This is a genomic window from Verrucomicrobiota bacterium (assembly GCA_016200005.1).
Lineage (GTDB): Bacteria > Verrucomicrobiota > Verrucomicrobiia > Limisphaerales > PALSA-1396 > PALSA-1396.
The window spans coordinates 1-14,286 of record JACQFP010000057.1 but is presented as its reverse complement, the minus strand read 5'-3'; the positions used below and the strand labels follow the sequence as shown (position 1 = coordinate 14,286).

The window sequence follows — 14,286 nt, the reverse complement described above, 5'->3', positions numbered from 1 at the left end:
GCCGCCACCGCAATGATTCTGATGTATCATCACGTTGCCCCGGTGGAAGCCGTGCCGCCCGGATGGGAGGCCAACGAAGGCTGGCGGTTTATGCATACGCCCGAAGGATTCTCACGACAACTCCTCGAATTGCGGCGGCGCGGCTACCGCTTTATCTCGCTGGCCGAACTCGTGGACGACATCCACAAACGCGGGGCTGAAGACCCAAAGACCGTTGCGGTGACGTTTGACGACGGGTGGTTGGACAATTTCATCTTCGGGTTGCCGGTACTCAAGGAGCTTTCGGTGTCGGCGACGTTTTTTGTGACGAGCGGGCATCTCCACCGAGGAAAAGATGATGCCGAAAAGATGAACACGGCGCAGTTGCAGGAAATGTTGCGTGCGGGCATGACCATCGGAGGCCACACGCGCACCCACCCAGATCTCACCAAGTTGTTACCAGAGCAGGCCCGGGACGAGATCGTTGGTTGCAAGGAGGATTTGGAAGGTGCGCTTGGAGTCCCTGTCCAGTTTTTCGCCTATCCGGGAGGCGCGTTCAATCGCAGTGTCGCTCGCCTCACGCAGGAAGCCGGTTACGTGGCCGCTTGTTCCGTGCTCGGCCCAGCCCGCAATGACCAATCCTCTTTGTTCTGGCTTTACCGCGACCTGCTGAGCGAATCCATGAATACGCACCATGACCGTTATCGCCTCAGCCCAATTGCCCGTCGGTTGCTTTCCTTTCGTGTCCGCAGGCGGTTGTCCCGAATACTCGCGGCGAATTGACACAAGATGCTGGTGCAGGAAACCAAAAACAAACCGCGCGATCCGGCTGTCAGCGTCTTGGTGGCCGTGTACAACTGCGCTCCATATTTGCCTGCCGCGCTGGACAGCGTGCTGTGTCAGTCCTTTGCCGACTTTGAGATTCTCGTGGTGGACGACGCAAGCACGGACGAGACGCCGGCCATTTTGAGAGCCTACGCGCAGCGCGATAACCGGTTCGTTCTGCGTCGTAACGAGCGCAATCTGAAACTGGCGGCTTCCCTGAACCGCGGACTCGCGGTGTGCCGCGCGCCGCTCATTGCGCGTGCGGATGGTGACGATCTTTGCCATCCAAGGCGATTGGAGCGACAAGTGGAGTTTCTCAGTCAACACCCGGAGGTTGGGGCCGTTTCTAGCAGTTATAATCGTATCGCCGCCGACGGTCGTGCTATTGGGTTCCAGCCCTTGCCGACCGAAAGCGCGATGATCAAGTTCAGGCTACTTTGGGAGAGTTCCCTCAGTCATGCCGGGGTTCTCTACCGGGCGAGCGAGGTGCGTGCGGTGGGCGGTTATGATGGAACTTTCATTACCGCTCAAGACTACGATCTCTGGGCGCGCTTGGCGGAGCGGACGGAGTTCGCGAATCTTCGCGAGCCGTTGCTGACGGTGCGCACCCATGCAGCGTGCGCCACCACGGTGCGTGCATCGGAAACGCAGAAATCTGCCAGAAGCGTGTCGCGTCGGATGCTTTCGCGCTATCTTGGACGCGTCGTGGACGAGCACAAGGCCGCGGCTTTGCGGACGCTGCTCTGCGCGTACGATGCAATTGCGGCGGATGAAGTTTCACCCGCGTTGGCTTTGCTGGAGGAAATGCTGGAGCGTGCCCGGAAAAATGAAAAGCTTGCAACCTGGCGATGGGCCAAACGCGAACTTTGCGCGTCGCTCCTCAAGCAGGCGCATTACCTGACATACACCGATCCGACTAATAGTTGGCAGTTGCTTCGCAAGGTTGCGACGGTTCATGCGCGAGGTTTGTGTTCAACCGCGGGAACGTCGCAGATTGCGCGGCTACTCCTCCGTCATATGCGCCGGGCGAAGTTCCCGGCCAGCGCGGGAGCTTCGAAGAGGGCTGCGCTCTGAACGATTGGTAAATGTCCACCCAGGAACGCAAATCAAAACTCTTGTTCGTATCGCCTTCTGGAATCGGCGGTCTTCAATCCTTCTGCATTGATTTGAGTGAAGCCTTTCGCAACCTCGGCTACGAAGTGCATATCCTTTTTGAGCAGCGCGAAGCGGCGAGCGAGCCGAATCCTCCCGCCCCGACCGGTGTCACCGCAGGTGTCTTTGCCCACTCGCCATTCGATAACTGTTATCACGTATTTACCCGGATGGCTGACTTCATCCGGGATGGAGCATTCGACATCGTCTATCCCAACACCAGTTCCGTGGCCTACCGCGCGATCGGTCTGCTCGGCCCCCGCCGCCCGGTCGCCGTCGGTGCCTGTCATGGTTACAACGAGCACGACTTCGCGTGTAACACGGAGTTTGTGGGATACCTGGACCACATCTTTGCCGTCAGCAACCTGGCAGCAGAGGAACTCCGTCGCCGCCTTGCGGGTGCGGACATCGGGGTCACCGCAATTCCCCTCGGACTGCCCTCCATGCGCGCGGCGCCCCCGCACACTTTTGCCGGGCCTCTCCAAATTGCGTTTGCGGGCCGCCTCGCGCACATCAAACGCATCGGTGACATGATCGAAGTCGCGCGTCGCTTGCGCGAAGCGGGTCTGGATTTTCGATTACGTATTGTAGGCGGCGGACCGTTGCGTGGTGAGTTGACACGGCAAGTGGCGGCTTGCGGTTTGGAAGGCCACGTTGGGTTTACTGGCTTCTTGCCGAGATCCGAACTGGACGGATTGTGGCAGACGGCGCACCTCACCTTTCTCCTGTCAGAATCCGAAGGCTTCGGCCTGAGCGTGCTCGAAGCGATGAGATTCGGGTGCGTGCCCATCGTCACGGAAACCTGTGGTTGCCGCGAGGCGATCCGAAACGGCGACAGCGGCTTTGTCGTGCAGTTGGGCGACGTGGACAAAGTCACGGCCTTGGTTCGGCAGCTTGATCGTGACCGCGACTACCTCGGGCGCATGTCTGCCGAGGCGGCCTGCACGGTGCGGGAGGAATATGCTTTCGAAAAGGAAGTGGCGCGGCACTTGGAGGCGATCCGACAGGCGCAAGACCACCACCGACGTTACGTGGCAGAGGCGGTTTCGTGGAAGTTCCAGCCAGCCAGTTTTATCAATCACCCCTGGGTACCTAATTGGCTCGCCAAGAACTTGCGCCGTGCGCAGCGCCGCCTTGGACGATGAGCCTCTGACTTCAACTTTCTAATTTACTGATGATTTATGCTTTTTGACAATGCAAGCCGTCCCGTGCTCTTGGAGCAAGCAGTCTGGTGTTCTGATTTCCAATTTCTGCTTTCAGATTTGAACTTTTCCCCATGAGTAACCCCCTTGTCAGCGTCCTGATGACAGCCTACAACCGCGAGCAGTACATCGCGGAGGCCATTGAGAGCGTGCTTGCGCAGACGTTCACCGACTTCGAACTGATCGTTGTGGATGACGGCTCAAAAGACAGATCGGTTGAAATCGCTCGGCGCTACGCCTCTGACCAGCGCGTGCGCTTGTTTGTCAACGAGATCAATCTGGGCCAGTTCCAGAATCGAAATCGAGCGGCCAAACTGGCTCGAGGCAAGTACCTGAAGTATCTCGACGCGGATGACATGTTGTATCCTCATTGTCTGGACGTGATGACCCACCAGATGGAGATGTTCCCGCAAGCCGGGCTGGGGTTTGCCAATCAACCAAGGGAGGAGTGGGCTTATCCGGTAGCGTTAGGCCCCAGAGATGCTTATCGGCTCAATTTTCTGGGCAGCGGCGGGTTGGGTCACGGTCCTACATTCGCCATTGTTCGCAAAGACACTTTCTGGGAGGTGGGCGGGTTTCCGGTCATGCACCTCTCCAGCGACATGGAATTCAATCTGACTGTCGCCCGCCGACATCAGATTCTTTTCACCATCCAAGGCTTGGTGTTTTACCGTTACCATGCTGGGCAGCAGGAAGGGGGAGTTCTAATTGAAAGGGGGTGGTGGTGCCGAACAATCGGGGCCCAGGCTGAATCGTTTCGGATTCTAAGAGATGCCTTGTTGCATCCGAACTGTCCCTTGTCGGAATCGGAGCGGACCTTAGCAATGCGAAATCTCGTCGGCATCCATCTGCGCCTCCTGGCCCGATATATTCTGCGTGGCTGGTTGAAGGACGCAGTTGCGCTCTGGCGACTCTCAAATTGCGAATTGGAAGATATGCGATGGGCGTTGTCGCCAAGCCGCTTCCCATACGCCACGGCCATGGGTAACATCGAGCCGCGAACAGTCGCCCCGAACTGGAAGGCTTATCCACACATTGAGAAGCCAGGCGGCATTGAAACCAAGTCACATGAACCGAGTTGAAACAATTTGGCGCCGTTATGGGTGGCGCGCGCCATTCGTCGTCCTCGTGTTGGCTTTCCGACGGTGGGTCTGTCTTCGTGAGCGCTTCGTTCTGCTTTATATCAAGTGCTGCACGAAGGGTCGGAAGGGACGCAGAATCCGTCTGGGGCGCGATCTTTTGGTGACGCCGGGAGGCTTTCTGAGCCTGGGGGACGACTCGTATCTCGGCGACCGCTGTATGTTTGAAATCGACGTCAATCCTGAGGCCCGGGTCACCATTGGGAACAAGTTCTGGATCAACCGCGACTTCCATTTGCACAGTGGTGGACAAATCTCGATCGGAAACAATGTGCTCATCGGCGAATTCGTTTCAATCCGGGATACAACCCACGTTTTTGAGGATCCGCTTCGGCCAACCAAAGAACAACCGGATGTCAGCAGCTCCATCATCATCGAAGATGACGTGTGGATTGGGCGGGGCTCTCTGATTCAAACCAAACCGCCAGAACGTCTTGTTATAGGGCGCGGGGCCGTCATTGGGGCCAACACCGTGGTCACCACGTCCATTCCTGCGATGGAGATCTGGGCTGGAGCGCCGGCGCGCCTCATTCGGAGGAGAATCAGGTCTGGCTGTTGATGCATCACTAGCACCTGAACGAGGCAGCATTTCTCAATAAAGGTCCGTCCCAATTCCCCGGTTTATCGGGACGACAAGTCTCTCAGGGACCGCCGACCGACATCGATGTCTTTTGTTATTGCTTGGAACACACTAAAATGAACAGGCTCCGAAGAATTGCCGACGCGATGGTTCTACTGTTGGGTTGTCGCTTGGTACGCGTGTCGCCGAAGTTTTTTGTCCCTGGAACCGTTGAAAGGCCAATCGCCAATCTGGGGATGTTTCTCGAAGACATCCGAGCGCGCGGATTTCGATGTCGCGGAATCATTGACGTCGGGGCTAACACCGGAGGGTGGACGCGGATGGCGATGCAGAGTTTTCCAGAAGCAGATTTTCTATTGATCGAGCCTCAAGTTGAAATGACGGCCTGCCTTGATGCGTTATGCGGCGAGCATCGCAATGTCGAGTATGTGCTCGCAGGAGCTGGAAGCGAAGAGGGTGAACTCGTCCTGAGCGTTTACCGCGATCTCATGGGTTCGTCGTTTCTGCCGAAAGCAGATGATTCACTTCTTGGCACCGGTAAGCAACGGAAAACAAAGATCGTGACTCTGGACGGCCTGTTGTCAAAACGGGAGATATGCCCCGACCTCGTCAAACTGGATGTTCAAGGATTTGAATTAGAAGTTCTCAAAGGGGCTGCGACATGCTTTGGCCGAACGGAGGTGTTTATTCTCGAAACTTCTCTTTTTCGCTTTGAAAGTGCAGCGCAACCTATGACGCGAGAGCTCATACAGTTCATGGCAGAACGAGGCTATGAGCTTTACGACATCACAGAATTCTATCGGCGGCCCTTTGATGGTGCCTTGGGCCAGGTCGATTTGGCGTTCGTGCGAGCGAACGGTGTTTTCCGCAAGTCCAATCAATGGTGAGATTCCAAAACCGACGGAGGCACGCTCGAAGGTATCGTTGGGCACGGCAGGAGTTTTGCTCGCCGGCTGAATTCGCAAAAGTTACACGAGGAAAATCAACATGATGAAAGCATTGATCACCGGCGGAGCCGGTTTCGTGGGGCGACATGTCTGCGCGCGGCTGGCAAAAAGCGGATATGAAGTGACGTTGGTGGACAATCTTTATCCCGGTTCAGGCTGCCAGCCTCTCGAAAATTGGATGCCTCATCTGCGACCGGAACCATCGCGAGTCGAGTTGATTCGGGATGACTGCCGCAACTTCTTCCGGCGTCCTCCGTCTCACACGCCTCAATACGACGTGGTGGTGCACTTGGCGGCCGTAGTCGGGGGCCGACTGGTGATCGAAAACGATCCCCTGGCCGTGGCCGTGGATCTGTCCATCGACGCCGAGTTTTTCTACTGGCTGTCGCGCTTGGCATATCTCCCGAAACGTGTCCACTACTTCAGTTCGTCCGCCGCGTATCCGGTTGCCCACCAACGGCACGATCATCACAGGGAACTGACCGAGGATATGATCGAGTTCAAAGGCGAGTTTCTCGGTCAGCCGGATCTGACCTACGGCTGGTCTAAACTTACAGGCGAATACCTGGCTCGGCTGACCCACGAGCGACACGGCCACCACATCACTTGCTACCGTCCCTTCTCCGGCTATGGCGAGGACCAGGACATGACCTACCCGTTTCCCGCCATCTTGACGCGCGCTGTGCGAGGCGAAACCCCCATGACCGTCTGGGGTAGTGGTCGCCAAATGCGTGATTTCATTTACATCGAGGATTGTATTGACGGCGTGCTGGCGGTATCAGAAAAGGTGGCTGATGGCCGTGGCGTGAATCTGTCCACCGGCATCGCGACCAGTTTCAACGACTACGCATCGCTGGCCTGGGAGATCGTGTATGGCAGCCGCAACGGGCTTGAACTGATGAACACGGCCGATAAGCCGGAAGGGGTGTTCGCACGTTATGGCTCTACACAACTACAGGAATCGCTTGGTTTCCGCTACCGCACCGCATTAACAGAAGGCATTCGACGGTGTTTGGATTACTGGCAGCGCTACGCAATGAAGGCGGCTTAGGACAACCGGTATGGAAAATTTAAAAGTAAAATATGAGCGCAGAGACCGCAAGAGTTTCCATGGTGATGCCCTAAACCGGGCAACGCGTATACTGTTTGTCACCCGGCCGCCCGTCGAGATTCTTCCGCCTACCCTCCACCAGGCAAACATCCTCGCTGAGGAAGGCTTTCGGGTAAGCATTGCCTGCTGTCGAAAGCCAGGTTTGCAGAATGCAGCAGCGGGCTTGAACAGTGCGATTGAGCGTTTCTCCTTAGGCGAGAATTTCGGCGTGCGGCGACCTCTGTCGGCCCGGATGCTGGAAGTGTGGCGCTTGCACCGCCGCGTTCGGCGGCTGGTTCGGGGGTTGCATCCGGGCGTTGTAATCGCTAGCGACGCGGATGCGGCACTCGCGGTGGGGAATTCGGCTGGGCGGAATGGGGCGAAGCTAGTCTGGCATTTTCATCACATCCCGGAGGATCACAGCGAAAGTTGGAGCGTGGCACTGGCCAACCGTTACGTCTATCGCAACGCAAAACTCCCGGATCTGATCACGAATTGTGACAAATCCCGCGCTGAGGTCTTTGCTCAAAAAGCAGGAATAGACCCTGAAAAAACTCTGATTGTTCCAAATTGCACGCGCCCAATCCTGCGGCTACCGGAGCCGACTTTGCGAAAGACACTGGCCCACGCAATTCCCGAGAATTCTGGAATAGTCCTGTACCATGGTTGGGTCGGGCCCACGCATGGCCTTGAACTGGCAATACGTTCGATGCCGCAATGGCCGAATAATAGTTTCTTCGTTATCAAGGGCAAGGCCGGCCCCGAATACGCTGAGGGCTTGAAGCAGATGGCGCTCAAGCTGGGGGTCGCCGGGCGGGTTATTTTCCATAACCCAGGCTTTCAGTCTTTCGAGGAGCATTACGCCACCATCGCCGGCGCCGACCTTGGGTGGACCGTGTTCGAGCCGGTGAACATCAACTGGAAGTACCAGGCGATGGGTTCCAATAAGCGCTTCGAGTGCATGGCATTGGGTCTGCCTCAGATTGCGGACCGCAATCCGGGGGCCGTGGAGTTCATCGAAGGGGAGGGCTTCGGGTTGTGCATTCCTTGGGATTCGGTGGAAGGCGCGGCAGCCGCGGTGCATCGCCTGCTGGATGACAAAACACTCCACAAACGGATGGCGGAGCACGGCCGCCGGCTGCACTTGGAGCGCTACAACTACGACGAGCAGTACCGACCCGTAGTGCGGAGGCTACGATCCATGCTGGGAGGAAACCAGCCATGAAATTCATTCCAACAGCATCCGAACCGGTAAGCAGAATGCATGAGGAGCGTTATGGCAATGAGCCAGGTGGTCGTCTGATACTGTTTCTCGGCGCTGGCTGGTGGGGATCGGACGCTCGGGCCCTGGCGGCGGCCTTGCGCCGAAGGGGGCATGCCCTCATTGAGGTGAGTTCCGAGGATTCCTTCCCTCTGAACTGGTCAATCTTCAGTTTGCGTATCTTGCGCCGCCTTTGCCGTCCCCAGTTCGTTGCGAATTACAACCGGGCCATTCTTCGGCATCTGGAAAACCCGGCCATTGATTTTCTCCTGGTATTTAAGGGCACGATGCTTCGCGCCTCCACGCTTGAGGCCTTTCGCCGGCGGGGATTTGCTCTCTATTGTTTTTACCCCGATGTCAGTTTCCTGGACCACGGTCCGGAAATCTGGTCCTGCCTTCCGCTCTATGACTGTCTTTTCACGACCAAATCATTTCATGTTGATGATCCGGCGCTGAAATCCCGGGTTCGAGCGCTCCGGTTGGTCATGCACGGTTTCGATCCGGAAGTCCATCGCCCGATACCGCTTTCCAAGGAAACGCTCGCCCACTATGGTTGCGATGTTTCCTTCGTTGGGTGCTGGTCGCCCAAGAAGGAAAAGTTCCTCGGGGCCATCGTGCAGGTTTGCCCCGGCAACGACGTCCGCATTTGGGGGCCCGGCTGGGAACGTTCGGCTGCAAACCTACGCAGGTGCTGGCGGGGAGGCGGAGCCTACGGCGACGAACTATCGGTCATTTATGGAGCTACGAAGGTCAACCTTGGCCTCCTGAGCGAACCCGGTGGTGGTACGCGCGTCGGTGATAGTGTCACTACCCGCACTTGGCAGATTCCGGCGGCCGGTGGCTTTTTGCTGCACGAGGATACGGTCGAACTGGGCCGTTTCTTCAGCGCCGGTCACGAGGTGGCGGTCTTTCGGTCGGAAGCCGACTTGCCGGAGAAAGTCAAATACTACCTGGCCAATCCTGAGGAGAGGCTTCGTATACGAGCAGCGGGTCACCGGAGGTGCCGGGATTCTCGTTATACTCGGGATGGCGCGGCAGACGAAATCTTGGCATTCCATGATGGCCGTGGCCGCTAAGTCAGGGTCTCATTAGGGCTCGTCCGGGCCGTGCGGGATTTCGGTTCGGCCCTGAACAGAACCTTGAGCGAGTTGATGAAGGAAGAACCAAACAGAATCAGTAGGCCGCTTTCCGTGGCAGATGAGGCGTACGAAAGGTACGTCAGCACCAAGATTGGTGATGTTGTGGGCTGCGACGAGAAGTCTCTGAACCGGTTCGCGCGGACCTACGCCCATTATCTGCGTGACTGGCTGCCGCCCGCCAAAGATGCCGCGATTCTGGACGTCGGGTGCGGGCATGGAAACATGCTGTATTCGCTTAAAGCCTGGGGCTACACGCGTGTGGCCGGGTTGGATCGTTCCGCTGAGCAGGTGTCCCTGGCTCGGAGGCTCCACCCTGAAGCGATTGAGGCTGACGCGCTCCAGTACCTTGCACAACACCCAAATAGTTACGATGTCGTGCTGGCGATCGATCTTTTTGAGCATTTGTCATTGGACCAAGCCAGACAGTTCCTGAAGGATTGCCACACGGCTCTGCGCACGGGCGGCCGGCTGATCATGCAGTTACCGAACGCCGGATCTGTCCGGGGAGGTGAGTTGGTTTGGGGAGACATCACCCACTGCCGTGCCTACTCCGCACCTGCGATTCAGCAGTTCCTAAAATTGACTGGATTTGTCCAGATCGAATTTCGGGAGACCGGGCCCGCCATTATTGGGCTGAGGAGTCTTCTGAGATTAATTCTGTGGAGCAGCTTGCGAACCGGCTTGCGCGCTTTCGATCTGATCGAGGGTGGGAGAGCCTCCCCAATCCAAACGCGCACCTTCTTAGTCAGAACCATCAAGGGTACCCAATGCTAAAAACCTCTCGCGCACCACGCGCCGCAGCCCGGCGTGACTCTCGTGTTTCGCCGGTCTCGACCAGGGTGTCGAACTTCTTTAATATGCGTTGCTTGACTGTCGGGCTGGGTGTGGCGCTCATTATTTGTCTGCTAGGGCTGTCCCACTCGGTGGGTTATGGACGTGTCGCGATAATGTCCACCGTCTTCGGGCTGCTGGCTTGCGTTTGTTCGATTCCGCTTTACTGGGGCCTTGAGACCACCGGTAACCTGAGATGGCTGAACCCGGCATCGTGTGTGTCGGCGGCGTTCGCTTTGTATTACGGCATAGGTAATGTGCCGTGCAGCCTTTGGGCATACGACGATATGCTTATCAAAAACACGGGCTCTTACGCGTACTATCCCATAACTGCGGTGTATGCCGCCGCCTGTCTTTTTGCGCTACTGCTAGGGTACAAAAGCGCCATTTCCGGGAACCTACCTGTCGGTTCGGCGCAGACGTGGAACGTCTCGCAACTGGTCGCGGCATACTGGATTTACGCGACCGTGCTTCTGGGAGTTACTTACGCGACAGCGGCGGAAATATTGCCAAAATTGTTTCTTTCAACAATGAAGGAATTTACTCCGACCGGGTACATGGTTCTGGGTGTGCTAGGCTTTGGGATTCGATGGCAAGCAGGCAAGGGCGGCAATGCCAACCGCTACTTTTTGACGTATGCAAGTTCCATAATCCTCCCGGTGCTCTTCTTCGTCCTCTGCAACCGAAGATTTTATGTGCTCGCTATGACCATTTTTCCCCTCCTGCAGAGTCGGCGCCCGGGGTTCAGATGGAAGCTGAGACATTACGTTCTGTGTGTGGTCGGTGTCGTTACAGTTTACTTAACTACCACAGTGGGATTGCGTCAGCGATTGAGCGGCGGACCCGATGATCCAGACGATGTTGGTTACAACGACCTTAGGCAAAACATCCAACTGTTGCCGGGTGCGTTTCACTCGGTGCTATTTTTTGATCCGGCGCTCCATAACGAATTCGTTGGGTCTCTTGAACAAGACAGCGCGTTCCGCATGGCCGGTCTAGAAGAGCCGGCCGGAATAGTCGCGGCGAGGGTTAGAGAGGAAGGGCGGTTCTTGTTGGGAAAGTGCGCTTGGATCAGCGCCAAGAAAATGATCCCGAAGTTGTTGTGGCCCTCGAAACCAGGGATCGGTGGGGGTGAGTACGACGTTCCAGATGAAGAACGTACTATGATTCTGGAATATAAGCTAGCGTTTGAAGACCAACTCTCAACACCCATAGCAGCAGTTTATGCTGACTTTAATTGGTACGGCGCACTAGTCTGTATGGCGGGAATGGGCGCTGTTATAGGCTGCGTCTGGAGGCGCTTGCAGTACGGAGAGATTACGGCAAGATCAGTCATATTGGGCGTACCTTTCTCGTTTAGTCTCTTGATTTTCTTTGAGCGTAATTATGTGGAGTGGCTAGTCAATCCTTTACGAAACCTTGTGATAGTTTATCTAGGCGTGCGAATCCTCGACTTGATATGCGGGGAAGTTAGTCGGCGGGAGAGGCTGCGGAATGGGGGCGGAGGGTTGTCCGTTATTGCGTGTAAGAGATTGAGTTCGGGTGGGGATGGGTTACAAGTAAGCGTCGTGTCAAAGAAAGCCACACCGGGTACAACGAATTAGAGGCGAACGATGGCAGAAATTGGGCACTTTATTCTTTGTACGAGTACGGCCGTGGCGCGCTCCTTGCCTGCGGTGGTCACTTACGCTGTGACTTTGATTCATCGTGGGTATCGGACCACCTTTTTCAACTTGCCGAAAGGTATGGACGAAGAAACGGTCCGGCTGGAACTGGGAATAAGGCTACCAGCAGGATCGAGTCTTCGCAGCGGAAGTCCTGTGTGCCTCGCCGTGCTGCCACTGCAGATCCAGACAAGCAGCGCCGGTTTGGCCGATCCTCCACGAGTGTTTGCAATGGCGGTCCAGACTCACCGAATTCATGCACACCAGGTTTGGAAAGCAGTCCAGTTAGGATGAAGGTGGCTCATGTTATCCCCTACCTCGGTCGGGCGCAAGGCGGTCCGGTTTTTGCGCTTGCGGCGTACGCCGCAGGCTTGGCCGAAGCCGGGTGTCACGTAGAGGTTTTTAGTGTCATCCACCCAGATGATGGCCTACCCATTGTTTTCGCTCCTCGTGTGCAGACTTCGACATTTGGCCGCTCCCGGTGGGGAACCTTCCGCCGCTCCCCTAGACTCGCCCGCGCCCTTGCTCAAGCGCCGTGTGAGATCATCCATTCGCACGGCCTATGGACGGATGTGCATCGTTCTGCATACCTCGCCTCACGCTGCCGTGGGTTACCTCATCTGGTGGCTACTTGTGGCATGTTGGCCCCGACTGCACTGAGTTATCATTGGTGGAAAAAGTTACCCGTGCGCATCTGGTTTCAGGCGCAGGCGTTGCACGAGGCCCAGTGCCTCCATGCGAAGTCAGAACTCGAACACCAGCACCTTCGTCAGTTCGGACTTCGTAATCCCGTGGCAATCATCCCCAACCCGGTCGCGCCGTCGGCCGTCTCGGCTGTTTTGTCCAGCGCAGAGTTTCAGAAGGGCGCCGGCGTCCCTGCCGGGAAGGACATTTTGCTTTATTTAGGAAGAATGCATCCCGTTAAAGGATTGCCGCGTCTCATTGAAGCTTGGGCGGCCTTGCGTGAACATCATGACCGGTGGCTGCTGGTGCTCGCCGGCCCGGACGAACGGGGTTACAAAAGTAAGCTTGAAGCCCTAGTTCGCCAAGTGCGCTGTGTTGACAGCGTTCTGTTCACAGGAGAACTAAATCAGGCAAAAAAGTGGGCCGCCCTCGCCTCGGCAAAACTTTTTGTGATGCCCAGCGATTTCGAGAATTTTGGGAACTCCATCGCCGAGGCTCTTCTGTCAGGTCTCCCGGTCATTACTACCACCGGTACGCCGTGGCAGGAGTTACCCGGGAGAGGTGCCGGGTGGTATATCCCGCCTACGGCGACAGCGTTGACCGCTTCACTGCGAGAAGCCATGGCATTGCCGGAGCAGAAGCGTCAAGAAATGAGCGTCAAGGCGACGACATTCGCGAGCCAGTTTAGCTTGGAGACGACGATCGCAAACTTGATTCAGGTTTATGAGTGGCTGCTCGGGCAGGAGAATAGGCCGAAGTGTGTTCACCTGAAATCCTGAGATACGGAAATTGGAAACACTGAAATGATGAAAGGCGGCAGCCCAGAGGTCACTAGTTTAGATCCCGAATTGCGGGTTGATCTATCAAAGTTCACGACGGGCGGGTTTGACCGCGGGGCGAGCGCGTTCAAGGAGCCCCTGTGGCTTATCGTAAGCATCATTCTATTCCAGCTTTGCCCGCTGAAGTTGTCTCGGTTTAAATGCACGGTGCTGCGGTGGTTCGGAGCAACGGTGGGGCGTGGGGTGGTCATCAAGCCGCACGTTAAGATTACCTTTCCATGGAAGCTGGCCCTCGGCGATCACGTCTGGTTAGGTGAAGAATGTTGGTTGTTGAATCTGGAACGCATCACTATTACTGACAATGTTTGCATCTCGCAGCGCGCCTTTCTCTGTTCAGGAAATCATAACTACAAGTCTCCAAGCTTCGACCTGATCACAAAACCCATTCAAGTGGAGCAGGGGGCGTGGATTGGCGCGGCCTGCTTCGTCGGCCCCGGTGTCAGCGTCGGTTCTCATGCCGTGCTGACCGCCGGTTCGGTTGCGACTAAGAGCTTGGAACCGTTCGGCATTTATCGTGGCAACCCGGCGGAACTTATCAAGCAACGCGTGATTGCAGCGCAGGGCGAATCATGAAACGCCGTCGTCTGACCTCCGTCTCTCCGTCCTCTAACGGTTCTTACTCTTACTCTTAATCTTAATCAGCCGTCTTTCGCGTGCTTCGCGTATTTCGCGGTTAGATCTCAATTTTCAGTTTTCCCAATTTCAGCTTTTTGCTTTGATCCGTGTTCCGCTTTTCACGCATCACGCATCACCCATCACGCATCACGTTTCACGTTTCACGTTTCAGCTTTTCAGTATTTTAGCCTTTGATCCGTAATACAATGACGAAGGTTCATGCATTTTTGACAAAGAGTTTAGGCGGCCAGAGCCATGAGTTTCTCCACGTCGGCCTGGCGGGCGGCCAGCAACGCCGTCACGATCTGCCGGCCTTGGCGGGTCAATTGATATCGGTAG

At 56.3% G+C, this 14,286-nt stretch carries 13 protein-coding genes; all 13 read left to right on the top strand.

The genetic code is table 11. The annotated features are described in order from the left end of the window. Window positions 1-21 precede the first annotated feature (21 nt). The 13 genes from HY298_19895 (at window position 22) to wcaF (ending at window position 13,905) form a co-directional block, all read left to right on the top strand. A complete protein-coding gene (locus tag HY298_19895) occupies window positions 22-762 on the top strand; it encodes a polysaccharide deacetylase family protein (protein ID MBI3852527.1) in 741 nt (246 codons plus the stop codon). 12 nt (window positions 763-774) lie between these two features. Further along, window positions 775-1,878, top strand: coding sequence for a glycosyltransferase (locus HY298_19890; protein MBI3852526.1), 1,104 nt, complete (start codon window positions 775-777; stop codon window positions 1,876-1,878). A gap of 11 nt (window positions 1,879-1,889) precedes the next feature. Then, window positions 1,890-3,101, top strand: coding sequence for a glycosyltransferase family 4 protein (locus HY298_19885; protein ID MBI3852525.1), 1,212 nt, complete (start codon window positions 1,890-1,892; stop codon window positions 3,099-3,101). A 131-nt stretch (window positions 3,102-3,232) separates the two neighbouring features. Beyond that, on the top strand, window positions 3,233-4,240 hold the full coding sequence (locus HY298_19880) for a glycosyltransferase family 2 protein (protein MBI3852524.1): 1,008 nt from the start codon (window positions 3,233-3,235) through the stop codon (window positions 4,238-4,240). Next, window positions 4,227-4,856: an acyltransferase gene (locus HY298_19875; protein ID MBI3852523.1), complete on the top strand. Its 630-nt coding sequence runs from the start codon at window positions 4,227-4,229 to the stop codon at window positions 4,854-4,856. The genes HY298_19880 and HY298_19875 overlap by 14 nt, the downstream gene beginning before the upstream one ends. 137 nt (window positions 4,857-4,993) lie before the next feature. After that, window positions 4,994-5,764, top strand: a complete 771-nt coding sequence (locus tag HY298_19870; protein MBI3852522.1) for an FkbM family methyltransferase — start codon at window positions 4,994-4,996, stop codon at window positions 5,762-5,764. A gap of 100 nt (window positions 5,765-5,864) precedes the next feature. Continuing rightward, window positions 5,865-6,875, top strand: coding sequence for an NAD(P)-dependent oxidoreductase (locus HY298_19865; protein ID MBI3852521.1), 1,011 nt, complete (start codon window positions 5,865-5,867; stop codon window positions 6,873-6,875). Between the two features lie 10 nt (window positions 6,876-6,885). Continuing rightward, entirely contained in the window at window positions 6,886-8,139 is a 1,254-nt protein-coding gene (locus HY298_19860; protein MBI3852520.1) for a glycosyltransferase, read from the top strand. Continuing rightward, window positions 8,136-9,251, top strand: coding sequence for a glycosyltransferase (locus HY298_19855; GenBank protein ID MBI3852519.1), 1,116 nt, complete (start codon window positions 8,136-8,138; stop codon window positions 9,249-9,251). The genes HY298_19860 and HY298_19855 overlap by 4 nt, the downstream gene beginning before the upstream one ends. 63 nt (window positions 9,252-9,314) lie before the next feature. Then, on the top strand, window positions 9,315-10,088 hold the full coding sequence (locus HY298_19850; GenBank protein MBI3852518.1) for a class I SAM-dependent methyltransferase: 774 nt from the start codon (window positions 9,315-9,317) through the stop codon (window positions 10,086-10,088). A gap of 173 nt (window positions 10,089-10,261) precedes the next feature. Beyond that, window positions 10,262-11,749: a hypothetical protein gene (locus HY298_19845; protein MBI3852517.1), complete on the top strand. Its 1,488-nt coding sequence runs from the start codon at window positions 10,262-10,264 to the stop codon at window positions 11,747-11,749. Window positions 11,750-12,099: 350 nt separating this feature from the next. Further along, entirely contained in the window at window positions 12,100-13,272 is a 1,173-nt protein-coding gene (locus HY298_19840; GenBank protein ID MBI3852516.1) for a glycosyltransferase, read from the top strand. A gap of 27 nt (window positions 13,273-13,299) precedes the next feature. Further along, window positions 13,300-13,905, top strand: coding sequence for a colanic acid biosynthesis acetyltransferase WcaF (wcaF, locus tag HY298_19835; GenBank protein MBI3852515.1), 606 nt, complete (start codon window positions 13,300-13,302; stop codon window positions 13,903-13,905). Window positions 13,906-14,286: the final 381 nt, after the last annotated feature.

Bases quoted from the DNA above. Each gene is read 5' to 3' on its own strand.
- HY298_19860 (MBI3852520.1), top strand. From the start codon at position 6,886: ATGGAAAATTTAAAAGTAAAATATGAGCGCAGAGACCGCAAGAGTTTC.
- HY298_19870 (MBI3852522.1), top strand. From the start codon at position 4,994: ATGAACAGGCTCCGAAGAATTGCCGACGCGATGGTTCTACTGTTGGGT.
- HY298_19865 (MBI3852521.1), top strand. From the start codon at position 5,865: ATGATGAAAGCATTGATCACCGGCGGAGCCGGTTTCGTGGGGCGACAT.
- HY298_19880 (MBI3852524.1), top strand. From the start codon at position 3,233: ATGAGTAACCCCCTTGTCAGCGTCCTGATGACAGCCTACAACCGCGAG.
- wcaF (MBI3852515.1), top strand. From the start codon at position 13,300: ATGAAAGGCGGCAGCCCAGAGGTCACTAGTTTAGATCCCGAATTGCGG.
- HY298_19855 (MBI3852519.1), top strand. From the start codon at position 8,136: ATGAAATTCATTCCAACAGCATCCGAACCGGTAAGCAGAATGCATGAG.
- HY298_19875 (MBI3852523.1), top strand. From the start codon at position 4,227: ATGAACCGAGTTGAAACAATTTGGCGCCGTTATGGGTGGCGCGCGCCA.
- HY298_19840 (MBI3852516.1), top strand. From the start codon at position 12,100: ATGAAGGTGGCTCATGTTATCCCCTACCTCGGTCGGGCGCAAGGCGGT.
- HY298_19885 (MBI3852525.1), top strand. From the start codon at position 1,890: ATGTCCACCCAGGAACGCAAATCAAAACTCTTGTTCGTATCGCCTTCT.
- HY298_19895 (MBI3852527.1), top strand. From the start codon at position 22: ATGTATCATCACGTTGCCCCGGTGGAAGCCGTGCCGCCCGGATGGGAG.
- HY298_19845 (MBI3852517.1), top strand. From the start codon at position 10,262: ATGTCCACCGTCTTCGGGCTGCTGGCTTGCGTTTGTTCGATTCCGCTT.